This is a genomic window from Achromobacter sp. FW305-C-13, from assembly GCF_058783475.1.
In genome coordinates this window covers 24,682-48,697 of record NZ_JBYSYN010000005.1, presented here as the reverse complement: position 1 = coordinate 48,697, position 24,016 = coordinate 24,682, and the positions used below count along the sequence as shown (strand labels likewise).

At 65.8% G+C, this 24,016-nt stretch carries 22 protein-coding genes; 12 read left to right on the top strand and 10 right to left on the bottom strand.

Annotated elements, in window-relative coordinates:
- Positions 1-177 precede the first annotated feature (177 nt).
- The 3 genes from paoA to paoC are packed head-to-tail and all read left to right on the top strand — an operon-like array spanning position 178 to position 3,972.
- A complete protein-coding gene (gene paoA / locus AC3WMU_RS27890; protein WP_006221981.1) occupies positions 178-819 on the top strand; it encodes an aldehyde dehydrogenase iron-sulfur subunit PaoA in 642 nt (213 codons plus the stop codon).
- Positions 816-1,766: an FAD binding domain-containing protein gene (locus tag AC3WMU_RS27885; RefSeq protein WP_492283280.1), complete on the top strand. Its 951-nt coding sequence runs from the start codon at positions 816-818 to the stop codon at positions 1,764-1,766. The genes paoA and AC3WMU_RS27885 overlap by 4 nt, the downstream gene beginning before the upstream one ends.
- A 4-nt stretch (positions 1,767-1,770) precedes the next feature.
- Positions 1,771-3,972: an aldehyde oxidoreductase molybdenum-binding subunit PaoC gene (gene paoC / locus AC3WMU_RS27880; RefSeq protein WP_454677541.1), complete on the top strand. Its 2,202-nt coding sequence runs from the start codon at positions 1,771-1,773 to the stop codon at positions 3,970-3,972.
- A 32-nt stretch (positions 3,973-4,004) separates the two neighbouring features.
- Here paoC and AC3WMU_RS27875 read toward each other — a convergent pair whose 3' ends face one another.
- Genes AC3WMU_RS27875 through cyoA form a run of 5 tightly spaced genes read right to left on the bottom strand, consistent with a single transcriptional unit; the run spans position 4,005 to position 9,067 of the window.
- Positions 4,005-5,120, bottom strand: a complete 1,116-nt coding sequence (locus tag AC3WMU_RS27875; RefSeq protein WP_006221978.1) for an aminotransferase class I/II-fold pyridoxal phosphate-dependent enzyme — start codon at positions 5,118-5,120, stop codon at positions 4,005-4,007.
- Positions 5,121-5,130: 10 nt separating this feature from the next.
- Positions 5,131-5,526, bottom strand: a complete 396-nt coding sequence (gene cyoD, locus AC3WMU_RS27870) for a cytochrome o ubiquinol oxidase subunit IV (RefSeq protein WP_006221977.1) — start codon at positions 5,524-5,526, stop codon at positions 5,131-5,133.
- The gene (gene cyoC, locus AC3WMU_RS27865; protein ID WP_280026996.1) at positions 5,523-6,131 is read right to left on the bottom strand and encodes a cytochrome o ubiquinol oxidase subunit III; all 609 of its coding nucleotides are present in this window, start codon (positions 6,129-6,131) and stop codon (positions 5,523-5,525) included. Before cyoC ends, cyoD begins: the two co-directional genes overlap by 4 nt.
- 3 nt (positions 6,132-6,134) lie before the next feature.
- A complete protein-coding gene (gene cyoB, locus AC3WMU_RS27860; protein WP_006221975.1) occupies positions 6,135-8,111 on the bottom strand; it encodes a cytochrome o ubiquinol oxidase subunit I in 1,977 nt (658 codons plus the stop codon).
- Entirely contained in the window at positions 8,096-9,067 is a 972-nt protein-coding gene (cyoA, locus tag AC3WMU_RS27855) for a ubiquinol oxidase subunit II (protein WP_492283279.1), read from the bottom strand. The genes cyoB and cyoA overlap by 16 nt, the downstream gene beginning before the upstream one ends.
- A 191-nt stretch (positions 9,068-9,258) precedes the next feature.
- Here cyoA and AC3WMU_RS27850 point away from each other — a divergent pair, with 191 nt between their 5' ends.
- Positions 9,259-10,647, top strand: a complete 1,389-nt coding sequence (locus tag AC3WMU_RS27850; protein WP_492283278.1) for an aminotransferase-like domain-containing protein — start codon at positions 9,259-9,261, stop codon at positions 10,645-10,647.
- Here the strand turns inward: AC3WMU_RS27850 and AC3WMU_RS27845 are convergent.
- Entirely contained in the window at positions 10,644-11,552 is a 909-nt protein-coding gene (locus tag AC3WMU_RS27845; protein WP_424624360.1) for a LysR substrate-binding domain-containing protein, read from the bottom strand. The two genes, AC3WMU_RS27850 and AC3WMU_RS27845, sit on opposite strands and share 4 nt — an antisense overlap.
- 225 nt (positions 11,553-11,777) lie before the next feature.
- Here AC3WMU_RS27845 and AC3WMU_RS27840 point away from each other — a divergent pair, with 225 nt between their 5' ends.
- On the top strand, positions 11,778-12,563 hold the full coding sequence (locus AC3WMU_RS27840) for an SDR family oxidoreductase (protein ID WP_006221971.1): 786 nt from the start codon (positions 11,778-11,780) through the stop codon (positions 12,561-12,563).
- A 31-nt stretch (positions 12,564-12,594) separates the two neighbouring features.
- Entirely contained in the window at positions 12,595-13,530 is a 936-nt protein-coding gene (locus AC3WMU_RS27835) for a dihydrodipicolinate synthase family protein (protein WP_006221970.1), read from the top strand.
- Here the strand turns inward: AC3WMU_RS27835 and AC3WMU_RS27830 are convergent.
- The gene (locus tag AC3WMU_RS27830; protein ID WP_081533904.1) at positions 13,527-13,943 is read right to left on the bottom strand and encodes an Hpt domain-containing protein; all 417 of its coding nucleotides are present in this window, start codon (positions 13,941-13,943) and stop codon (positions 13,527-13,529) included. The two genes, AC3WMU_RS27835 and AC3WMU_RS27830, sit on opposite strands and share 4 nt — an antisense overlap.
- A 129-nt stretch (positions 13,944-14,072) precedes the next feature.
- Here AC3WMU_RS27830 and AC3WMU_RS27825 point away from each other — a divergent pair, with 129 nt between their 5' ends.
- Positions 14,073-14,774 (top strand): response regulator, encoded by a 702-nt coding sequence (locus AC3WMU_RS27825; protein WP_035212074.1) that lies wholly within the window; start codon positions 14,073-14,075, stop codon positions 14,772-14,774.
- Positions 14,775-14,787: 13 nt separating this feature from the next.
- On the opposite strand, the gene ggt is transcribed toward AC3WMU_RS27825, so the two are convergent.
- Together ggt and AC3WMU_RS27815 are read right to left on the bottom strand one after the other, a co-directional pair.
- Positions 14,788-16,383 carry a gamma-glutamyltransferase gene (gene ggt, locus AC3WMU_RS27820; protein ID WP_035212072.1) on the bottom strand — a complete coding sequence of 532 codons (1,596 nt, stop codon included), beginning with the start codon at positions 16,381-16,383 and terminating at the stop codon, positions 14,788-14,790.
- Between the two features lie 24 nt (positions 16,384-16,407).
- On the bottom strand, positions 16,408-17,388 hold the full coding sequence (locus tag AC3WMU_RS27815) for a Bug family tripartite tricarboxylate transporter substrate binding protein (RefSeq protein WP_492283277.1): 981 nt from the start codon (positions 17,386-17,388) through the stop codon (positions 16,408-16,410).
- 216 nt (positions 17,389-17,604) lie between these two features.
- On the opposite strand from AC3WMU_RS27815, the gene AC3WMU_RS27810 reads away from it, so the two are divergent.
- Positions 17,605-18,261 (top strand): GntR family transcriptional regulator, encoded by a 657-nt coding sequence (locus AC3WMU_RS27810; RefSeq protein WP_006221965.1) that lies wholly within the window; start codon positions 17,605-17,607, stop codon positions 18,259-18,261.
- A 16-nt stretch (positions 18,262-18,277) separates the two neighbouring features.
- Here AC3WMU_RS27810 and AC3WMU_RS27805 read toward each other — a convergent pair whose 3' ends face one another.
- Entirely contained in the window at positions 18,278-19,180 is a 903-nt protein-coding gene (locus AC3WMU_RS27805; RefSeq protein ID WP_492283276.1) for a DMT family transporter, read from the bottom strand.
- Between the two features lie 23 nt (positions 19,181-19,203).
- On the opposite strand from AC3WMU_RS27805, the gene AC3WMU_RS27800 reads away from it, so the two are divergent.
- The 4 genes from AC3WMU_RS27800 (at position 19,204) to AC3WMU_RS27785 (ending at position 24,016) form a co-directional block, all read left to right on the top strand.
- Positions 19,204-19,773: a helix-turn-helix domain-containing protein gene (locus AC3WMU_RS27800; RefSeq protein WP_006221963.1), complete on the top strand. Its 570-nt coding sequence runs from the start codon at positions 19,204-19,206 to the stop codon at positions 19,771-19,773.
- Positions 19,774-19,935: 162 nt separating this feature from the next.
- On the top strand, positions 19,936-20,439 hold the full coding sequence (locus AC3WMU_RS27795; RefSeq protein ID WP_492283275.1) for a sigma-70 family RNA polymerase sigma factor: 504 nt from the start codon (positions 19,936-19,938) through the stop codon (positions 20,437-20,439).
- A 32-nt stretch (positions 20,440-20,471) separates the two neighbouring features.
- Entirely contained in the window at positions 20,472-21,413 is a 942-nt protein-coding gene (locus AC3WMU_RS27790) for a FecR domain-containing protein (RefSeq protein WP_006221961.1), read from the top strand.
- Between the two features lie 134 nt (positions 21,414-21,547).
- Positions 21,548-24,016 (top strand): TonB-dependent siderophore receptor, encoded by a 2,469-nt coding sequence (locus AC3WMU_RS27785; protein WP_006221960.1) that lies wholly within the window; start codon positions 21,548-21,550, stop codon positions 24,014-24,016.

Here is a 24,016-nt window from a genome sequence, read left to right as displayed (position 1 = left end):
GGAGTGTGAAGAACAAGACGGGGCTGCTTTAAACAACTACACAATTTATCGGCCCCCCGGCCCCCAGGGCGAACTGGGCCTGCGGGGCCGGAGTGCGCGTCCTTCAGGAATGCGGCTTGCTGGCAGTCCCGCCGGATCGCGGCACGGCCCGCGGCGCGGATTAAAGAAGGGGCTGCCTTGGAAAACTCGCTATCAATCAAGATCACCCGCCGTAGTCTGCTGAAGGCGGGCGCGGTTTCTGCGACGGCGATGGCTGCCCCGTCGGTAGCCTGTGCCCAACAAGCTGCCCAGGGCAACATGCAGCCGATGGCGGCCACCGTGACCCTTCGTGTCAACGGCACGGCGCGCGAACTGTCGCTGGACATGCGCACGACGTTGCTGGATGCCTTGCGGGAAAATCTACAACTGACCGGCACGAAAAAGGGCTGCGACCACGGCCAATGCGGCGCCTGTACGGTGCTGCTGGACGGCCGGCGCGTCAATTCCTGTTTGACGCTTGCCGTGATGCATGACGGGGCCGACATAACGACTATCGAAGGCCTGGGAACACCCACCGCCCTGCATCCGCTGCAGGCCGCTTTCATCCGCCACGACGGTTACCAGTGCGGCTACTGTACGCCCGGGCAGATCTGCTCCGCGTCTGCCATGCTGGAAGAGGTGGCCCAGGGCATTCCCAGCCATGTCAGCGCCAGCCTGACGGAACGTCCGCTACTCAGCGTGGAAGAGATCCGCGAACGCATGAGCGGCAATATCTGCCGATGTGGCGCCTATTCGAACATCGTCGACGCGATCGTCGAAGTGGCGGGGGACAAAGCATGAGGCCCTTCACCTATGAACGCGCCCGTACGCCGGCCGAGGCGGCCGCCAGCGCCGCCCGGGTGCGCGGCGCGCGTTTCATCGCCGGCGGGACGAACCTGCTTGACCTGATGAAGCTGGAAGTGGAAACCCCCACGCATCTGATCGATGTGAACGGATTGGACCTGGACCACATTGCCGAGACCGCGGAGGGCGGCCTGCGGATCGGCAGCCTGGTGCGTAACACCGACCTGGCCGCAGATACGCGAATCCGGCAAGACTACGGCGTGCTGGCGCGCGCCATCCTGGCCGGCGCCTCCGGACAGATCCGGAACCGCGCCACGACCGCCGGCAATCTGCTGCAGCGCACGCGCTGCCCATACTTCTACGATACGAATATGCCCTGCAACAAGCGGGCGCCGGGCAGCGGTTGTTCCGCCATTGGCGGCGTCACCCGCCAACTGGCCGTACTTGGCGGCAGCGAGGCCTGTATTGCCACGCATCCCAGCGACATGGCGGTGGCCATGCGCGTGTTGGATGCCCAGATCGAGACCGTGAAGCCTGACGGCGCCCAGCGCGTGATTCCGATTGCGGACTTTTATCGGCAGCCGGGAAACACGCCGCACATCGACAACGCCTTGGATGCCGGGGAGCTCATCACGGCAGTCACATTGCCGAAGCCCATCGGCGGCGTCCACCTCTATCGGAAAGTGCGGGACCGCGCGTCGTTTGCCTTCGCGCTGGTTTCCGTGGGGGCGGTGGTGCAGCCGGACGGCAGCGGCCGTATCGCACTGGGCGGCGTGGCGCCGCAGCCATGGCGGGTTGAAGCCGCTGACGCGGAATTGCCTCGCGGGGCAGCGTCAGTGGCCGGTCGGCTGTTAGCGGGGGCGAGCCCCGCGACCGATAACGCCTTCAAGCTGACGCTGGCGACGCGAACCCTGAGTGCAGTGCTGGCGCAAGCGAGGGCCTGACGCGATGAAATTCGATACTCCTGCCACCCAAAACCCCATCGACCAGCTGAAGGTCGTTGGCCAGGGCGTCGACCGCGTCGACGGCCCCTTGAAGACGACGGGCAAGGCCGCCTATGCCTACGAGCGCCATGACGCGGTGCGCGACGCGGCCGTCGGCTACGTGCTGGGCGCCGCCATCGCCAAGGGTCGGATCGCCGCCATGGACATCGAGGCGGCGCGTCGTGCGCCGGGTGTGCTGGCGGTGGTCACCGCGCAAAACGCAGGCAAGCTGGGCAAGGGAAAAATGAATACCGCCACGCTGTTGGGCGGTCCCGACATCCAGCACTATCACCAGGCCATCGCGCTGGTCGTGGCGGAAACGCTGGAGCAGGCGCGGGCGGCAAGCCGGCTGATCCGGGTGCAGTACGAGCGCGCGCCGGGCGCCTTCGACCTGGCCGCGGAAAAAGACGCGGCGGAGAAGGCCGGCAAACTGGCCAAGCCGGACGTGGTGGGCGATTTTGAAGGCGCCTACGCGGGGGCGGCAGTCCACATCGACCACACCTACCGAACGCCCGACCACACGCACGCGATGATGGAGCCGCATGCCTCCACCGCCGCGTGGGAGGGCGACGCGTTGACGCTGTGGACCTCAAACCAGATGATCGACTGGGGACGCGGTGACGTGGCCAAGACGCTGGGCGTGCCGAAGGACAAGGTGCGGCTGATCTCCCCTTACATCGGCGGCGGGTTCGGCGGCAAGCTGTTCGTGCGCGCCGACGCGCTGTTGGCGGCGCTGGGGGCGCGCGCGGCGCGGCGTCCGGTCAAGGTGGCGTTGGCGCGCCCGCTGATCGCCAACAACACGACGCATCGGCCCGCCACTATTCAGCGTATCCGCATCGGAACGACAGAGGACGGCAAGATCACCGCGATTGCGCATGAAAGCTGGTCGGGCGATCTGCCTGACGGCAAGCCTGAAGAAGCGGTCCAGCAGACGCGCCTGCTGTATGCGGGCGCCAACCGGCTCACCGCGTTGAACCTGGTGGAGCTGGATTTGCCGGAAGGTAATGCGATGCGCGCGCCGGGCGAGGCGCCAGGACTGATGGCGCTGGAAATCGCCATGGACGAGATGGCCGAAACGCTTGGCCTGGATCCCGTTGAATTCCGGGTGCGCAACGACACGCAGGTAGACCCTTCGGAGCCCGAACGCCGGTTTTCTCAACGGCGCCTTGTCGAGTGCCTGCGCATGGGCGCCAAGAAATTCGGCTGGCAGGAACGCAACGCGCGCCCGGGTTCACGCCGGGACGGCCGCTGGCTCGTGGGGATGGGCGTGGCGGCGGCCTTCCGCAACAACCTGGTAACGGACTCGGCCGCGCGCGTGCGGCTGGACGCGGCAGGGCAGGTCATCGTGGAAACCGATATGACCGACATCGGCACGGGCAGCTATACCATCATCGCCCAGACCGCAGCCGAGATGCTGGGCGTGCCGCTGGCGAAAGTCATTGTGCGCCTGGGCGATTCGACGTTTCCCGTGTCTGCCGGATCCGGCGGGCAATGGGGGGCGAACAGCTCGACGGCCGGCGTGTACGCGGCCTGCCAAAAGCTGCGCGACGCCGTTCTCGCGAAGCTGGGCTTCGCTGCCGAAGGGGCGGTGTTCGCGGATGGCTCCGTGACGGAAGCCAGCGGCCGGACGGCGCTGTTACGGCAAGCGGCTTCGGACGGAGAGCTGGTCGCCGAGGACGTGCTTGAATTCGGCGACCTGGACAAGACCTACCAGCAATCCACCTTTGGCGCGCACTTCGTCGAAGTGGGGGTGGACGCCGCCACGGGCGAAACCCGTATCCGCCGTATGTTGGCCGTCTGCGCGTCGGGCCGCATCCTCAACCCCAAAACAGCTCGCAGCCAGGTGATCGGCGCGATGACGATGGGCATCGGCTCGGCGCTGATGGAAGAACTCGCCATCGACCAACGGGCCGGCTTCTTCGTCAATCACGACCTGGCCAGCTACGAGGTGCCGGTGCATGCCGACATCCCCTTGCAGGAAGTGATCTTCCTGGACGAAACCGACCCGATGTCCTCGCCCATGAAAGCCAAGGGCGTGGGCGAATTGGGCCTGTGCGGTGTGGGTGCGGCGATCGCCAATGCGGTCTACAACGCCACGGGCGTACGGGTGCGTGACTACCCGATCACCTTGGACAAATTGCTGGCAGGATTGCCGGAACCGGCGTGATCCCCGCCGCACCGGGGGCTGCCCGCGTGCTGTCAGGGCGCGCTGGCTCCCGCGATCGCGTGGGCGATCTGAGGCAGGTTGCGTTCGGTGATCAAAGAAATACCCAGCCGGCCGGATGCCGACACGATGCGCGGATCAGGCAGGGCAGCAGCTTCTGCCAGGCCGCTGGCCGGGTGCAACGCCGGGTCGTAGCTGAAGAACCCGCGCTGATGCGTCAGATACGACCAGTCCCACGCGGGCGACAGCCTGCACAAGGTCTTGTGCAGGGCCGCGCGCACTTGCCCGACGCGGTCGCGCATGCTGTTCAGTTCGTCTTGCCACAGCTTGCGCAGGCCCGGCTGGCTGAGGATGCGGGCCACCACACCCAGCGACGCGGGCGGCGCATCCATGCGCGTCCACGACTGCATGGCGCGGGCAAGCGGCTGCGCCTGGTCGGCCGAGGGGCAATAGGCGCTAAGGCTGCCGCAGCGCGTTTCCGACAGTTGGAAAATCTTCGAACACGATTGCGCGACCAGCGTGAAGACCCCGCGGTCGGCCATGGCGGTCACGCCGTAGTTGTCGTTCTGCAGCGTATCGCCCAGGCCCTGGTAGGCCATGTCGATGAAGGGGATGTGCCCCAACGCTTTGATCACGTCGGCGATCACATCCCATTGGTCGCGGCTGAGGTCGCTGCCGGTGGGGTTATGGCAACTGGCTTGCAGCACGATGATGGCGGGGTCGGGCAGCCGGCACAGGAAGCCGACCAGCGCGTCCACATCCAGCTGGCGCTCGTGCGCATCGAAGTAGGGATAGTGTCCGACCGCGAACCCCGCTTCTTCGAAGATGCGCTGGTGGTTGCTCCAGCTGGGGGTGGGCAAGTACACGCGCCGGGTAGGCGGCATGCCCGCCAGCAGGCGCGCACCCAGCGTCAGGGCGCGTGTGCCGCTGGCCGTCGGGTGGGTCAGGAAATGCCGCGGGTCCCGGCCGTCGCGGCTGTCGCCGAACACCAGGCCGCCCACGGCCTCGGCGTACAGGCCGGCATCGGCGGCGGCTTGCGCCGATCCGCCCACGCGCAACTCGGTACGCGCCTGGCGCACGCTCTCGAACTGGGGGACGTTGCCCTGGGCGTCCAGGTAGAGGGCGGGCGGGTCCAAGCGCAGGCGTTCCATCTTGCTTTCCTTAGGGGCGGGACTTCGCCTGATCCACCGACATCTGCATGGGCATCATGTTTTCGTTGGCGTTGTGCATGACCCACAGCGAACCCGCCACGATGATGGCGATCAGCAGCGCCGTGCAGATGAAGACGCCGGTGTTGTCGCGCTGCGTGCGGGACGCGCCCAGGTGCAGGAAATACACCAGCTGCACCAGCAACTGCACGATGCACAGCACCACCAGGGCCAGCAACCGGCTCTCGCGCGGCACCAGGTCCGTCATGACGGCGCCGAATGACGCCAGCGTGAGTACCAGCGACAGCAGGAAGCCGACGATGTAGCTCTTCAGGCTGCCATGGGACTTGTCGTGCCCGTCCGTATGCGGATGCGCGCCATGGGGGGAGGGATGGGTGATCGTGCTCATACGAACTCGCGCAGGTAGACAAAGGTGAAGACGCAGATCCAGACCAGGTCCAGGAAGTGCCAGAACATCGACAGGCAGGACAGGCGGCGCGTGACGATGCCGTCCAGGCCGAAGCGATGCACCTGATGCATCAGGACCAGGATCCAGATCAGGCCGAACGACACGTGCAGGCCGTGCGTGCCGACGAGTGTGAAGTACGCCGACAGGTACGCGCTGGTGCTGGGGCCGGCGCCTTCGGCCAGCAGTACCGAGAACTCGTAGAGCTCCATGACGATGAAGCCGGCGCCGACCAGGAAGGTGATGCCCAGCCAGGTGATGACCTGCTGCTTGCGGCCCGCCTGCATGCCCAGCATGGCCACGCCGAAGGTGAAGCTGCTGATCAGCAGCAGCATGGTTTCGCCCAGCACGAAGGGCAGATGGAAGAGTTCCGCGCCGGTGTGCCCGCCCGCGGTGCTGTTGCCCAACACCGCGAAGGTGGCGAACAGCACGGCGAAGATCAGGCAGTCGCTCATCAGATAGATCCAGAACCCCATCGTGGTCTTGGATCCGTCGTCGTGGTGTTCCTCGTGCGCGCCTGCGGCGTCGCTAAGGGTCAGATGGCTCATGGCTTACGCGGCCTCCTGAAGGCGTTCATAACGGGCGTTCTCGATGCTTTCGACTTCGGCGGCGGGAATGTAGAAGTCCACGTCGCGGTCATAGCTGCGCACCACGAACGTGATGACGATGGCAACCAGGCTGCCCACGGCCACGGCCCACATGTGCCAGACGAGCGCAAAGCACAGCAACAGGCCCCACATCGAAATCGCAAAGCCCACCGCGGTGTTGCGCGGCATATGGATCGGGTCGTACTTGGCCGGGCGCACATAGGCGCGGCCGGATTGCTTGTTGTCCCAATGCTGCTCCAGCGACGTGATTTCCGGCGTCACGGCGAAGTTGTAGGACGGCACCGGCGACGCGGTCGCCCATTCCAGGCTGCGCGCGTCCCAGGGGTCGCCCGTCAGGTCGCGGTTCTGCTTGCGGTCCTTGATGCTGACGGCGATCTGGATCAGCAGCGACAGGATGCCCAGGCCGATGATGACCGCGCCCACCAGGGCCACGATCAGGTAGGGCTGCCAGTCCGCATGCGGGTAGTGGTTCATGCGGCGCGTCATGCCCTTGAAGCCCAGGATGTACAGCGGCATGAAGGCCAGGAAGAAGCCGATCAGCCAGCACCAGAACGAGGTCTTGCCCCAGAATTCATTCAGGGTGAAGCCGTAGACCTTGGGGAACCAGAACGTCAGGCCCGCAAGGCAGCCGAACACCACGCCGCCGATGATGACGTTATGAAAGTGCGCGACCAGGAACAGGCTGTTGTGCAGCACGAAGTCCGCGCCCGGCACGGCCAGCAGCACGCCGGTCATGCCGCCGATGGCAAACGTCACCATGAAGCCGATCGTCCACAGCGTGGCGGAGTGGTAGCGGATGCGGCCGCGGAACATCGTGAACAGCCAGTTGAATAGCTTCACGCCCGTGGGAATCGAAATGATCGACGTCATGATGCCGAAGAAGGCATTCACGTTGGCGCCCGAGCCCATGGTGAAGAAGTGGTGCAGCCAGACGAAGAACGACAGGATGCCGATGGACGACGTGGCGTACACCATCGACTTGTAGCCGAACAGCGGCTTGCGCGAGAACGTCGCGATGATTTCCGAGAACGCGCCGAACGCCGGCAGGATCAGGATGTAGACCTCGGGGTGGCCCCAGATCCAGATCAGGTTGATGTACATCATCGCGTTTCCACCAAGCTCGTTGGTGAAGAAATGCATGTCGAAGTACCGGTCCATGGTCAGCAGCGCCAGGGTCGCCGTCAGCACGGGGAACACCGCCACGATCAGGATGTTGGTGATCAGCGCGGTCCACGTGAACACCGGCATCTTCATCAGGTTCATGCCGGGGGCGCGCATGCGCAGGATGGTCACGATGAAGTTGATGCCGGACAGCGTCGTGCCCAGCCCCGATATCTGCAGGGACCAGATGTAGTAGTCCACCCCCACGGTTGGACTGTATTGCAGCCCTGACAATGGCGGATACGCGACCCAGCCCGTGGCGGCGAAATCACCCACGAACATCGAGATCATGACCAGGACCGCGCCAACAGCCGACAGCCAGAAGCCCAGCGAGTTCACCAGCGGATAGGCCACGTCGCGCGCGCCGATCTGCAGCGGCACGACCACGTTCATCAACCCCAGGATCAGGGGCGTGGCCACGAAGAAGATCATGATGACGCCATGCGCCGTGAAGATCTGGTCGTAGTGGTGCGGCGGCAGGTAGCCGGCGGCGTCGCCCACGGCCATGGCTTGTTGGGCGCGCATCATGATGGCGTCGGCAAAGCCGCGCAGCAGCATGATTAGCGCCAGGATGATGTACATCGCGCCGATGCGCTTGTGGTCGACGGTGGTGATCCACTCGGTCCAGATGTACCCCCACTTGCGGTAGTACGTCATGGCGGCCACCAGGGCCAGGCCGAGAAGAATGACGACCCCCAGCGTGCCCATGATGATGGGCTCGTGATAGGGGACCGCCTCTAGGGTCAGTTTGCCGAACATAGTTCGCTCGCTATTGCTTGTTCCAGGGATTGCGTAAGCGCCAGTTGCTTGGCGGTTGCGCGCGGGGTGCCGTGGTCGTGCATGTACAGGTTGACGATGGCGTCGAACAGCGCGGGCTGCACCTGCGAGAACACGGCCGGTTCCATGCGGCCGCTGGGCTGTGCCAGGCGTTCATAGGCGGCGGCGTCCAGCTTCTGCGGCGCGTTTTGCGCCTGCTTCACCCAGGCGTCGAACTCGGCGCGCGAGGTCGCATGAGTCAGGAAGTGCATGTCGGAAAAGCCCGGGCCGCTGTAGGCGGCGGACAGGCCCGGGAACACGCCCGGTTCGTCCGCGATCAGGTGCAGCCGGGTCTGCATGCCCGCCATCGCATAGATCTGCGTGCCCAGTTGCGGGATGAAGAACGAGTTCATCATCGACTGCGCGGTCAGCTTGAATTCCAGCGGCGTGCCCACGGGCACCGGCAACTGGTTGATCGTGGCGATGCCGTAGTCGGGGTAGATGAACAGCCACTTCCAGTCCAGCGCCACTACTTCGATGCGCAGCGGCGCCACTTCGGATTCCAGGGGCTTGTACGGGTCCAGTTCGTGCGTGGTCTTCCAGATCAGCACGCCCAGGATGGCCACGATGATGCAGGGGATGGTCCAGACCACGACTTCGATGGAAGTGGAATGCGACCACTTCGGTTCGTAGCGGGCGCGGGTGTTCGTTTCGCGGTAGCGCCAGCCGAAATACAGCGTCAGCAGAATCACGGGGATCACCACCAGCAGCATCAGGCCTGATGCGATCAGGATCAGGTTCTTGGTCTGGACGCCGATGTCGCCCTTGGGCGCGAACAGGGCCCAGTCGCAGCCGCTCAGCAGCAGGGGCAGCAGGGCGGCGCAGGCGGCCCGGGGCGCGGCGCGCAGGCAGGATGCCCGGGCGCCGGCCAGGCGGGCCCAGAGTCTAGAGTTGGACATGTGATATCCCTTGGTTGAGGACACTAAATCCATACATCAGCCAGGGATTGGGTCGGGCAGGCGCGCAACAGCATCCGTCCGGCTATGAAAGCCGTACAAGATTTCTAATGTATGGACTCATGTGAAGATTGTTGCCATACTAATTGATTAATATCATCCATACATTGCGACATTCTGGCGCAGGTAAAACCATGCAAGAGCAAGATTTGTATGCAGTTTGGCCCCAGGCCCTCACGCGTGGCGGGGGCCCGCGCTACCGGCAGATCGCGGATTTCATCGAGCGCGCCGTGGCAGAAAACCAACTGCAGCCGGGCGACCGCCTGCCGCCGCAGCGCGGGCTGGCGCAACGTCTGGGCGTGGATCTGACGACCGTCACGCGGGCCTATGCCGAAGCGGGGCAACGGGGCCTCCTGGATCCGCGCGGGGCCTTGGGCACCTTCATCGCACGGCCGGCCGCGCAAACCGCGCAACTGATCGACCTGGGCATGAACATGCCACCCCCGCCGTTGGGCTGCGACTTGCAAGACCTGGTGCAGCGCGGGTTGGCCAAGGTGATGGACCGCCACGACGTCAACGTGATGATGGCCTATCACCTGGCCGGCGGCGGGCCGGAGGCTCGGGAGGCCGGCGCGCAATGGTTGGCGCAGGCGGTCGGGCCCATCGACCCCGCGCTGGTGCTGGTGTGCCCCGGCGCGCAGGCTGCGCTGGCCGCCCTGATCCTGGCCTATAGCCAGCCGGGCGATGCCATCGTCGCCGAACCGCTGGCGTATCCGGGGCTGCTCAGCGCGGCGCACCACCTGGGCCGCGAGGTGCGGGCCGCCGATGTCGATGAGGACGGCATGACGCCCGCGGGCCTGGAGCGGGCGTGCCGTGAAAGCGGCAGTCGATTGGTCTATCTGAACCCGACCCTGCAGAACCCCACCACGCACACGATGAGTGCGGGGCGGCGGCGCGATCTGGTCCGATCTGCCTCGGCGTGCGGCGCCCGCATCATCGAAGACGATCCCTACCGCTTGTTCCTGGACGACGCGCCGCCGCCGCTGGCCAGCTACGCGCCGGCCTCCGTGTTCCACATCGCCACGCTGGCCAAATGCCTCACGCCGGGCCTGCGCACCGCCTTCGTGCTGAGCCCCGATCAGGACAGCCGCGAACGCGTGCTGGCCGCCATGCGCTCGTTCGCGCTGATGGCCACGCCTCTGATGGGTGCCTTGACGACGCAATGGATCGTCAGCGGCGCGGCGGACACGGTGCTCAACGGCGTGCGGGCCGAAGCGCAGGCGCGCCAACGGTTGGCGCGCCAATTGTTGCCTGGCCCTTTTCCCTCTGCTCCCGTCGGCATTCACCTGTGGCAGGCGATGCCGCCGCAATGGACCGCTTCCGATCTGGCGCGCGTCGCGCGCGATGAAGGCCTGAGCGTCACGTCGTCCGACGCATTCCAGGTAGGGCAGGCGGCGGGCCCCAACGCCATCCGCATTTCGCTGGGCGGCGTGAAGGACCGCGAGGAACTTGCGCAGGCGTTGGCCCGCCTGGCCGAACTGATGCGCCGGCGGCCGTATGCGCAGCGCGACCCTATCGTCTAAGGATTGGCACGCGCCTGGCCGCTTTCCTCCAGCAACCAGTCCCTGAATGCAGCGACGGGCGGGGTCGCAAGCTTGTCCGGCGGCGCCAGGAAAAAATAACCCGCGCCCGTGCTGAAGGCTTCGTCGATGGCGGGCGCCAGCACGCCTTGCTGCAACTCGTCTTCCACCAGGAACGTCGGCAGCAGCCCGATGCCGATACCCGAGGCCACCGCCTGGATCAAGTGGGTGGTCAATTCGAACTGCGCCCCCCAGCGCATGGTGCGCACCGGCAGGCCGTGCGCTTCGAACCAGCGTTGCCACACCGCGGGGCGGGCCGCCACCTGAAGCAGGCTGTGCTGGGCCAGATCTGCCGGCTGGCGGATCGGGTGGCTGGCGGCCAGTTCGGGGCTGATTACCGGGATGACGTGTTCATCCATCAAGCGGTAAGACGCCAACCCGGGCCAGTCGCCGTCGCCCACGGCGATCACGGCGTCGATGCCGGCCAGGTCCAGGTCGAAGCGCGTGACCCGCGAATGCAGGTGGACCAGGATGCCGGGGTGCCGCGCATAGAAGCGGTTCAACCTGGGCATCAGCCATTTCGCGGTAAAGGTGGGCAGCGCGGCCAGATGGAAGGCGCCGCGGCCGGTCCGGTGCGAGATCGCCTGCAGCGATGCGCTGCGGATGCGTTGCAGGGCCGCTTCCAGTTCCTTCTGATACCGCATGCCGGCTTCGGTCAGCAGAATGCGCCGCTTCTCGCGTCGGAACAGCGCGACTTCCAGTAGGTCCTCAAGCGCCTGCACCTGCCGGCTGACGGCGCTTTGCGTCAGCGCCAGCTCGGTCGCGGCGCGGGTGAAGCTGAGATGGCGGGCACTGGCTTCGAATGCCAGCAGCAGCGACATGGACGGGGTGAGACGGCGCGGGTTCATTCTGGAAAGGCATGATCGGAAGAGGTTCACTATACCGTGCGCCCCTGCTGCTTCCGATGTTTGTCCGGAAAGCCTGGGCAGAGGCGGATAGGGGCAGATCATTCAAAAAATGAATGATCTGCCTGAGTATTTTCCATTTTCACACTTCCGTTTCCTGACTGAAAATAGGATCAACGGACGGCAGACGCCTGCCGGGTCCCGGCAAGTTCAATGATGGAGGTAACGATGGATTTGGGTATCAAGGACAAGATCGCGCTGGTACTGGGCGCAGGTGGCGGCCTGGGGGGCGCCATTGCTGCCTCGCTGGCGCAGGAAGGCGCGCGTGTCGTGGTGGCGGATCTGAACCTGGAGGCGGCCACCGCCACGGCGGACAGGATCAAGGCGGACGGCTTGACCGCCATACCGATGCAATGGGACCTGCGCGCGCTGGACGCGGTCGACAGCCAGGTCGCATGGATCGAGTCCCAGGTGGGTCCGGTCGATATCCTGGTCAACAACACGGGCGGTCCGCCGCCCACGCCTTCGTCGGGCCAGACGGCCGATCTGTGGCGCGAGCACTTCGAAGGGATGGTGCTGTCTGTCATCAAGCTGACCGACCGTGTGCTGCCGGGCATGCGCGAACGGCAGTGGGGCAGGATCATCACCAGCACCTCGTCCGGCGTGATCGCGCCGATTCCGAATCTGGGCATTTCGAACGCGCTGCGCATGTCGCTGGTGGGTTGGTCCAAGACGCTGGCGCGCGAAGTCGGCAAGGACGGCATCACGTCGAACATCGTGCTGCCCGGCCGCATCGCCACCGCCCGCATTTCGTTCCTGGACGAGGCACGCGCCAAGCGCGAAGGGCGTAGCGTGGAAGACGTCAGCCGCGAAAGCACCGGCAGCATTCCGGTGGGCCGCTACGGGGACCCGAAGGAATACGGCGACGCCGTGGCCTTCCTGGCCAGCGCGCGCGCCAGCTACATCACCGGATCGACGATCCGCGTGGACGGCGGCCTGATCGCCAGCATCTGATCGCAAGCCAAGACATTCAAGGACGTTGAAAATGAAACTGACTGCCGACGCCAAGGGCGTTTTCCCCATCGCGCCCACTCCGTTCTTCGATGACGGCGCGGTGGACCACGCGTCGATCGACCGCATGATGGATTTCTACCAGTCTTGCGGCGCGACCGGCCTGACGGTGCTAGGCCAGCTGGGCGAGGCGCCGAAGCTGGATTTCGCGGAATCGCTGGACATCGCCTCGCAAGTGATCGGCAAGGCCGGCGGCATGCCCATCGTGGTGGGCGTGTCGGCGCCGGGCTTCGCTTCCATGCGCTCGCTGACGCGCGCCGTGATGGACCTGGGAGCCGCCGGTGTGATGATTGCGCCGCCGAACACGCTGCGCACCGACGACCAGATCGTCACCTACTACCATCAGGCGGTCGAGGCCATTGGCGACGACGTGCCGTTCGTGCTGCAGGACTACCCGCTGACGTTCTCGGTGCAGATGGCGCCGTCGGTCATCCGGCGCATCGTGACGGACTTGGCGTCTTGCGTGATGCTCAAGCACGAAGACTGGCCCGGGTTGGAAAAGATCTCGGCGCTGCGCCGCTTCGAGGCCGAAGGCGCGATGCGCCACATCTCGATCCTGTGCGGCAACAACGGCCTGTTCCTGGACTACGAGATGGCGCGAGGCGCAGACGGCGCCAACACCGGCTATTGCTTTCCCGACATGCTGTGCGACTTCGTCAAATGGGTAGGCGAGGGCAAACGCGAGGCCGCGCATGATCTGTTCGATGCACACCTGCCGCTGCTGCGCTACGAGCAGCAACCGGGGGTGGGGCTGGCGGTGCGCAAGTACGTGATGATGCGCCGGGGCATCCTGTCCAGCGCCGCGCAGCGCCGCCCGGGCGCCGTCCTGACGCCCGCGGCGAAGGCCGAGGTGGATCATCTGCTGGCCCGCCTGGCCAAGCACGATCCACGCGCCAAAGATCTGGTCTAGGCGTCTTCTGCGTTTTGCGCGTCTTGGGCGATTCGGCGAAAGGACTCGCCGAATTCCTTCAGGGCAAATTCAAGGCGTTGGGTACAGGCATCAAGCGCCGATGCGTCTGGGGCAGGATCAGCGCATAGCCGTCCTACCGCAGCGCAAAGCGCGCTTAGCTGGGCGTCGCCTGTCATCTGGGCAGCGCCCTTGATGCGATGGGCAAGCACGCCCAACCCGGTCCAGTCCCGGTTCGCCTGCAACGTGCGGACTTGCAGGATGTCCTGGGCATTGACGGTGCTGAAGGCGTGCGCCAACTCATGGATGCGTGCGGGATCCGCGGCGGTCAAGTCGACGAGCATGCGCAACCGTTGCGCGTGGCGCTCTGAGCGGGTAGGGGAGGGCGTGTCGCGGGGAAGGGATGTCTGGCTCATGCAAAGCCATTGTGCCGCATAGTGACTTTCGTATTCTTCCTATTTTTTTATTGAAGATACGACAGCACTATGTGCTGTATGCCGGAAAGTATTTCCCCTCCGGCGAACCCCATGCGAGTCATCCGTCCTATGCCATCACGATATATTCGCGTTATTGTTGCCGACGATCACCCGGCAGTGGCCTTGGGCATCAGCTACGAACTCGGCCTGGATCCGGCGATCGACGTTATCGGATGCGCCAAGAATTCCACTGACCTGGTCGCCCAGCTTGAAGTGCAGCCGTGCGATGTGCTGGTCTCCGACTACACCATGCCGGGCGGTAAGTATGGCGACGGACTCGCCTTGTTTGCCATGCTGCGGCGGCGGTACCCCGAGCTGCGTATCGCGGTCCTGACCATGATCGATACCCCGACACTGATCCGGGCCTTGCTGGGGCACGACAACGTTTGCGTATTGAGCAAGTCTGATTCCACCAGCCACATCGTCAATGCGGTCCATGCCGTATACCAGGGCAAGACCTACTACTCGCCCAAGATCAAGGGAATGATCATCGATGAGGCGTTCACACAGGGAAGCGAGCGCTTGACCCGGCGCGAGGCCGAGATCGTCCGGTTGCTCTGTGCGGGGGCGACGGTGACCGAAATTGCGCAACAGTTCCACCGTAGCGTGCAGACGATCAGTTCGCAGAAAAGAAACGCAATGAAAAAGCTGGGTCTGGAACGTGACGCCGACCTGATCCTGTATGGCGCCGACGCCGCCAGAGACCCTCTGGGCGAAGGCGGGTTTCAAGCGCTTTCGCGGCCAGATCCGACCGCCTGGCGCAGCACGTGAAACCCCTGCCTGCTTAGTAGCCTACCGCCTGCCCATCGCGACGCGAGTCTGAGGCGGCCATATAGCCGCCCTGCGGCAGGCGGCAGATCAACTGGGCCGACCCGAATTCCAGACTGTCTGCAGGCGCCACCGCCACGTTGTGGCCGCGGGCTCGCAGCGTCTCCACTACGTCCGCAGGCAGGTGCGATTCCACATTCACGACCGGGCCCTTTTCCACACGGAAGCGCGGCGCGTCGCTCATGGCCTGGGGGTTCTGGCCGAACGCGGCCAGACGCGTCACCATCTGCAGATGGCCCTGCGCCTGCATCGATCCGCCCATCACTCCGAACGACATTAACGGTTGGCCGCCGCGCGTGACGAACGCGGGGATAATCGTGTGCATGGGTTTCTTGCGCGGCGCCACCTGGTTGGCGTGGCCCGGCGTGAGCACGAAATTCAAGCCACGGTTGTGCAGGCTGATGCCGGTGCCGGGTACCACCACGCCCGAGCCGAAGCCGTGATAGTTGGACTGGATGAAGGACACCATGGTGCCGTTGGCATCCGCGGCGGTCAGGTAGACCGTGCCGCCGGTGGCGGGCGTACCGGCGGTGGGCACGCTGGCGCGGTCCATCGAGATCAGGCGCGCGCGCTCGGCCAGATAGGCGCGGTCAAGGAGTGCGCGGGCATCGGTACGCATGTGGCGCGGGTCTGCCACATGGTGGTGCAGGTCCGCGAATGCCAGCTTCATCGCTTCGATGCTGACGTGGTAGTAGTCGGCGCTGTCGCGGCCCATGCCTTCCAGATCGAACTGTTCAAGCATGCCGAGTGCCATCAGCGCGGAAATGCCCTGGCCGTTGGGCGGGATCTCATGCAGCTCGACGTCGCGGAACGATTGCGAGATGGGGGCGACCCATTCGGGGCGGTGCTCGGCCAGATCGGCGGCGCTTAGCGCGCCCCCTGTCTGGCTGGCAAAGTCCGTGATCTTGCGGGCGAGTTCGCCGCGATAGAAGCTGTCGCCGCCGCTTTCGGCGATCTCGCGCAGGGTCTTGGCCTGGGCGGGAAAGCGCCACCATTCACCGGCTTGCGGCGCGCGGCCTTGCGGCAGGAAGGCGTCGGCAAAACCGGGCTCGTGCGCCAGCTTGGGCGCTTGAGTGGCCCATTGGCGCGCAATGGTCGGCGATACGGCAAAACCCTCTTCGGCGTAGGCGATGGCGGGTTCGAACAGCTTGGCGAACGGCAGCTTGCCGAAGCGCTCGGACAAGGCCTTCCAGCCCGCTACCTGGCCGGGCACGGTGACGGTGCCCCAGCCGGTGCCGGGCATGGCGTCGCGGCCGTTGAAGTATTCGGGCGTCCATGCGGCCGGCGCACAACCGCTGGAGTTCAAGCCATGCAGGCGGCCGTCATGCCAGACCAGCGCAAACATGTCGCCGCCGATTCCGTTCATGACGGGTTCGACGACGGTCAGGGCGATCGCGGTGGCAATGGCGCTGTCAACGGCATTGCCACCGGCCAGCAGCATGCGTAGTCCCGCCTGCGCGGCCAGCGGCTGGCTGGTCGCGACCGCATTGGCGGCCAGGACCGGCATTTTTCGGGAAGCGTACGGAAAAGACCAATCGAAGGGGGAGGACATGGATGCTGGAACTCGTAGAAAGGATTACTGCGGGGTGATGCCGGCTTGGTCGATCAACTGCTTGGTGCGCGGGATTTCGGCCTTGATGAAGGCGGCGAATTCTTCGCGGCTGCCGCCGCGCGGTTCGGCGCCGGCTTCGGCGAGCTTACCGCGCAATGCGGGGTCGGCCAGCACCTTGTTCACGGCGCGGTTCAGTTTGTCGAGGATCGGCGCGGGCGTGCCTTCCGGCGCGACCAGACCGTACCACGGGGCGATGTCGTAGCCGGCATAGCCTTGTTCCGCGATGGTGGGGATGTCCGGGGCCAGCGACGAGCGCTGCGAATTCGACATGCCCAGCGCCAGCAACGAACCGCTCTTGACCTGGGGCAGGCCGGTCATGATGGTGTCGAAGTACATCGACACCTGGCCGGACAGCAGGGCCGGAATGGCTTCGCCCGCGCCTTTGTACGGCACGTGCAGGATATCGATGCCGGCGATGGACTTCAGCATTTCGCCCGCCATGTGCGAGGTGGTGCCGGTGCCGAAAGAGGCATACGTCAGCTTGCCCGGATTGGCGCGTGCGTACGCGACCATTTCGGGCAGCGTCTTGAAGGGCTGCTGCGGATTGGCCAACAGGATGTTCGGCGTGTAGGCCACCATCGACACCAGCGCGAAGGCGTCCGGGTCATAGGCCAGGCGCTTCTGCAGGAAGCGGTTCGTGACGACGGCGGCGGGGCCGCCCATCAGCAGCGTGTAGCCGTCCGGCGCCGAGCGCGCTACCGAGGCGCTGCCGATTGCGGCCGCGGCGCCCGGACGGGCTTCCACGACGAAGGGCTGGCCAAGTTCGGTGGCCAGCGCGGCGCCCAGCTGGCGCGAAATCAGGTCGGTCGCGGATCCGGCCTGGAAGGGCACGACGATGCGTACCGGATGTTGCGGCCAATCGGTGGCGGCGGCTGTCTGCGCGCCGGCCTGGGCCGCGAAGGCCACGGCGGCGCCGGCCAGCGTCCGGATGAGACGAAATTTCATGGATTCCCCTTGATCGCGTTATGGAAAACGAGTGCCGCCGGGCGGGTCTGATGCCCGTTCCAGCGCGTAGGGCGCACGACAGCGCCCGGCCAGGACGATTAAACGGGAAGGGGCCATTGCGGCCTATTGGTGTTTGCATCCATGGATCACTGGATCCAGTTTGTGTTATTTTTGCGTTTATCTATCATTGCGGCTTTCCAAGCCCTGGGGACGACGATGCTGCAATTTCAGAAGACAGCGATCAGCGCCGAAGACGAGGCGTACCTGCATTTGCAGCGCGAGATCCGGCTGGGCCGCTATGCGCCCGGCCAGCGCCTCGTGCCGGACGTGGTCGCCAGCGAAATCGGCACCAGTCGCATGCCCGTTCGGGGCGCCTTGCGCCGGCTGGCGTCTGAAGGCCTGGTGGAAATCCGCGCCAATCGCGGCGCGGTGGTGCGCGGCCTGAACCAGCAGGAAATGCTGGAAGTATTTGAGATGCGCTCGGTGCTGGAAGGCCTGGCGATGCGCAACGCCGTGCTGCACATGAATGCTGAACACGTCCGCCGCCTGTCCAGCCTGTTAGACCAGCTGGAGCAGGGCTCCGGCGACTATCTGGACTGGACGACTGCGCACCGCGAATTCCACGAATACCTGTGCGGCTTCTGCCAGCAGCCGCGGCTGCTGCGCCAGATCTCCGAACTGCATTCCGTGGTGGAACCCTATATGCGCCTATGGGCGGCCCAGCCCGGCCGCGTGCTGCGCGTGCGCGAATCGCACCAGGAACTGATCGATGCGCTGCAAACGCGCGATCCGGACAAATGCGAGGCGGCGATGCGCCAGCACGTGCTGAATACGGTTCCCGCCCTGCAGGCATTCCTGGAGCAGGCGGCCTGACGGGGGCCGCTCCGCATCAGGCTTCGTTCAACTGGGTGTTCACGGATTTTTTCCGGCGGAACTTGATTTCGCTGGCAAGCACGCCAGCCACGATCAACGCGGCGCCCACCAGCGCCAGCGCCGGCAGCCGGTCGCCCGCCAGGCGCCCGACGATGCCGCCCCAGACCGGCTCGCCCGCGTAGATGACCGTGGCGCGGGTGGGCGATACTGATTTCTGCGCCCAGTTCATGGTCAGCTGGATAATCGCACTGGCCAGCCCCAGCCCGATGGCGGCGCCGGCCCACAGCCATGAAAACTCGGGCACGCCTTCGCCCAGCACCGGCATCAGCGCAAACGACACCAAGCCGGCGGTCAACAACTGCACCGCGGTCACGCGGCGGCTGTCCACGCGCTTGGCGAACATGCCGATCAGGATGATCTCGGCGGCGATCGCCACCGCGCCGGCCAGGGTGGCGACCTCGCCGGGGCTGAAGTTGAGCGAACCCGCTTCGGGGCCTGCCAGCAGGATCAGTCCCGTGAAAGCCAGCGCCACGCCTATCCAGCTCATCAAGCCCGGCGGGCGCTTTAGCACCGCCCATTGCAGCAGCGGCACAATCGGCACGTACAACGCCGTGATAAAGGCCGACTGGCTGCTGGTGATGGTGCGCAGGCCGTGCGTTTGCAGGTAGTACCCCAGGAACAATGCGCAGCCGATGGCGATGCCCGCGCCGATCTCGAATCGGGTAATGCCCATCATGTGCTTGCGGAACAGCAGCATCGTCACCAGGCCGGCAATGGTAAATCGCACGCCAACGAAGAACAGCGGTCCGCTATGCTGCATGGCAATATGGATAATGAGGAACGTGCTTCCCCACAGCATGGTGACCAGCACCAGGGCAAACTCCTGGCGCGACAAGGCGAATATCGATTTGGGCTTCACGGCAGACTTCAGGCGTCACTAATTTGAGCAATATACTGCACATTACCAATTCCGAAAGCGATGTCCTCACGCACGTCGGGGCCAATCTGAAGCGGCTGCGCAAGGCGGCTGACCTGAGCCAGACGGCGCTGGCCGATGCCTCGGGCATCAGCCGCCGCATGATCGCGGGGCTGGAGGCCGGCACGGCCAACATCAGCCTGTCCAGCCTGGACAAGCTGGCGCATGCGCTGGGGGTGGGTTTCGTGGATCTGGTCAGCGACCCGGCGCGCGAACGGCGCCGCATCGAGGCCCGCGCTTGGCGCGGCAAGCGGCCCGGCAGCCAGGCCGTGCTGCTGGGCGCTGCCCCGGCCAGCTGCGAGGCGCAGTTGTGGCTGTGGGTGCTGGCGCCGGGCGAGACATACGTGGCTGAGCCCGATCCGCCAGGCTGGCACGAGATGGTCTACGTCATGGAAGGCACGCTGCGGCTGGAATTGTCGGGCGTGACGCAACACGTGCAAGCCAACGACTTCGCCATCTACAGCAGTGCCCAGCCGTATTCCTATCGCAATGACGGTGACGCGCCGCTGCGCTTCGTGCGCAACGTATTGAGATAGCGCGGTGCAGATCCGGCGCCCAGCGGGGCTCTCCCGGCCGGCCGTGGGTTTGCCGCAACGGCCCGATTTTTCCTGTGCCACGGCGGCGGGCCTGTCGGCTAGAATCGAGAATAATATTCATTCTTAAGTCGCTCGGTTGCGTGGGCGTCAAGTCCGTCACCCATGTCAGACCAGGCTCCCGCCCTCTCTCTCCAAGCGCTGTACAGCGACCACCACCCCTGGCTGGTGGGCATGCTGCGACGCAAGCTTGGCAATCGCGACAACGCCGCCGACCTGGCGCAGGATACTTTCCTGCGCGTGCTGGCCAACCGTAACGTCGAAGCCATCCTGCGTCCGCGCGAATACCTTGCCACCATCGCCCGCGGGCTGGTGACCGACGCCTACCGCCGCCAAGCCATCGAACGTGCCTATCTGGAAACCCTGGCCGCGCGGCCCGAACCGGTCGCCATCTCGCCCGAGGCGCGCGCCATCGTGCTGGAAACCGTGCTGGCCATCGACCGCATGCTGGACGAGCTGGGGCCGCGCACCCGCGCGATCTTCCTGTTGGTGCAGTTCGAGGAACTGACCTACGCCCAGGCCGGCGCCAAGTTGGGCGTGTCCGTGACCACCATCAAAAAGCACATGGTGCGCGCGCTGACGCAGTGCCTGCTGCTGGCCGCAGACTAGGGGCTTCCTGCCGTGCTGCAACGGATTGATCCATGACGGTTTCCGCAGAAGCGCTGGAGGCCGCCGCGCGCTGGTACGTGGCCTTGCAGGACGTCGATGCCGACGAGGCGACGCGCGCCGGTTGGGGCCGTTGGCTGGACGCCGACGCTCGCCATCGTCAGGCCTGGGCGCGCATGCTGGACTTGCAAGAGCGGCTGGGCAGCGTGCCCGGCGACGTGTTGCTGCCCACCCTGCAAGCCGCCCGCCAGCAGCAGCGCCGGCGCCTGTTGGCCCTGGCCCTGCTGGCCGGGGGCGGCGCGGCGCTGGGCCTGTACAGCACACCGCCCTGGCGGGTGCTGACCGCGGGGCTGCGTACCGCCACCGGCGAGCGGCGCACGGTGACGCTGCCCGACGGCGGCATGCTCTATCTGAATACCGGTTCAGCCGTCGATGTCGACTACGGGTCCGAACGCCGGCTGCTGCGCTTGTACCAGGGAGAGGTGCTGGTGCAGACCGCGCCCGACAACGCCGGCCGCCGGCCGTTCGAGGTGCTGACGTCGGACGGCAGCGTGCGCGCGCTGGGGACGCGCTTTTCGGTACGCCGCGACGAGGACGCCACCCGGGTCGCGGTCTTCCAGGACGCCGTGCTGCTGCAGCCCGCCGATCCGGGCGCTGCGCCCCTGCGCCTGTCGGCTGGTCAGCAAAGCCTGTTGACGGCGCGTGCCGCCGCGGCGCCCCAGCCCGTGCTTCCGTCGCAGGCGGCCTGGGTCGACGGCCGGCTGGTCGCCATCGACCAGCCACTGGGCGACTTCATCGCCGAGCTGGCGCGCTACCGCAGCGGCAGCCTCACCTGCGATCCGGCGGTGGCTCACCTGCGCCTGTCGGGCGCCTTCCGCCTGGCCGATACCGACGCGGTGCTGGAAAACGTGGCCGCCTCGCTGCCCGTGGCGCTGCGCACCCGCACCCGCTATTGGGTGCGCGTCGTGCCGCGTTGACCCAAAAATATTTTTATCGCGGGGTTGCTCTTTCCCGTTCTCGTCCGGCCTACCAGATAGGGCCGCCTGGTCCAGGGTCTGCCAACCCTGCCTGGGACCTTGCGGCATGTTCCGTCCTGCCTATGAGAGCCGCCGTGTCCCGCAAGCCGCAAGCCGCCGATTTCCGTTCCGAACCCCGCTCGCCATCCCGTTCTGAAGCCCGCCCTGGGCGCCACGCCGTTGCCGGTAAGACTCGCCGCCTGACGGGCGCCCTGGCTGCGCCGCGCCTGTTGCCCGTCCTGCTTGCCGCCGCCGTGTGGTCCGCCTGGGCCGTCGGCCCCCTGGCGCCCGTCGCGCGAGCCCAGTCCGCGCCTGCGGCGCGTAGCTACGACATTCCCGCCGGTCCGCTGGACGTTACGCTGAGCCGCTACGCCGCCGCCGCCGACATCACCCTGTCGTTCAACGCCGACCAGACCCGTGGCCGCCAGTCCGCCGGCATCCGGGGCAGCTACGGCGTGGACGCCGGCCTGGCCTATCTGCTGGCCGGCAGCGGACTGGAAGCACGCCACCGCGGCGGCGGCAACTACGTGCTGCGCGAGGCGCCCGCCGCCGGCGTCGCCACGCTGCCCGCCGTCACCGTCACCGGCGAAACAGCCTTCAGCGCGGTGCCCGGGTACGCCGCCAGCCGCACGGCCACCGCTACCAAGACCGACACGCCGATCCTGGAAGTGCCGCAGTCCATCTCGGTGGTCGGCCGCGACGAAATGCAAGCGCGGGGTGCGCTGGATGTCATGGACGCCGTGCAATACACCCCGGGCGTATCCGGCAATACCTACGGCCCCGACAACCGCGGCTGGGAATACATCAACCTGCGCGGTTTCTCGACCTACTACGTGTCGTTCCGCGACGGCCTGGCGCAGACGCCGACCGGCGTCACCCGGTACTCCACCGAACCCTATGGCCTGGAACGCATCGAAGTGCTGCGCGGTCCGTCGTCGATGACCTTCGGTCAGGGTGACGCGGGCGGCGTGCTCAATCGCATCAGCAAGCGGCCCACCGGCGAACGCATCCGCGAGGTGGAAGTGCAGTACGGCAGCTACGAGCGCAAGCAATTGGCCTTCGACCTGGGCGACGCCTTCGGCCAGGACGACACGCTCAGCTACCGGCTGGTGGGAGTGGGGCTGGACAGTGATGACCAGGACAAATACCCCAATGGCGACAAGATCAACCGCAAGCGCCTGTATCTGGCGCCCTCGTTGCGCTGGCAGCCCAGCGCCGCCACGTCGGTGACGTTGCTGGCCGAGTACATCAAGAACAAGACCGGCGAAGATCCCTACTATTTCGCCAAGGACTACAAGCTCACCGATGTGAAGATGGGCGACCCGGGCTTCAGCCGCATGCGCAGCGAACAGGCATCGATCGGCTACCTGTTGGAACACCGCTTCAACGATGCCTGGACCTTCCGCCAGAATTTCCGCTATAGCCACCTGTCGATGGACCGGCGGGTGATCTGGACGGACGAAGTCAATGAAGACGTCACGGCGATATCCCGCGTTGCCCGCACCTGGGACGACCCCCTGAGCCAATCCGTGGTGGATACCCAGATGCAGGGCAATCTGCGGCTGTGGGGCACTGAACATACCGTGCTGATGGGGTTCGACTGGAGCGAACAACGCGCCAAGGCCAACCGCTACATCGGCCCGGCGCCCGACCTGGACCTGCTCAACCCCATCTATGGCGTGCCCATCGCCACGCCCACCAATCCGCTGGCCGACTACCGCCAGACGATCCGCCAGGCCGGCCTGTATCTGCAAGACCAGATCAAGCTGGATGACCACTGGATCGTGACGCTGGGGGGGCGGCAGGACCGGGTCACCTCCACCACGAACGACCGCCTGCATAGCACCAGCCAAAAGCAAACGGACAACGCCTTCAGCGGCCGGGCCGGCCTGACCTACCTGGCGGACAACGGCCTGGCGCCTTACATCAGCTATTCGGAATCGTTCATACCCAATAGCGGCGTGGACGCGGACAACAACGCCTTCAAGCCCAGCCGCGGCAAACAGGTGGAAGTGGGCGTCAAGTACCAGCCGGCGGGTTCGCGCAGCCTGTACACGCTGGCCGTGTTCGACCTGAACAAGACCAACATCGTCAGCTACAACCCCATCACCGACGAACAGCGCCAGACCGGCAAGCAGCGCGCCCGCGGCATCGAACTCGAAGCCAAGGGCGAACTGCTGCGCGGCCTGAACGTCGCCGCGTCCTACACCTATCTGGACATGGAGGTGCGCAGCAGCGGGGATCCCCTGGAGGTCGGCAAGATCCCGATGGGGGTGCCCAAGCACACCGCGGCCCTGTGGCTGGACTACACCTTGTCCCAGGGCCTGGGTGCGGGCGCGGGGGTGCGCTATACCGGCCGGCGTCAGAACGACGAGCACAACACCTCCAGCGAGCCCGGCGTGGCCCTGGTCGACGCCGTGGTGCACTACGAGAACGGGCCGTGGCGCCTGGCGCTGAACGCCACCAACCTGTTCAACCGCGACTACTACTCGATCTGCTACATGGGCGAGTGCTACCGCGGCGCCGAGCGCACCCTGGTGATGACGGCGCGCTATCGCTGGTAG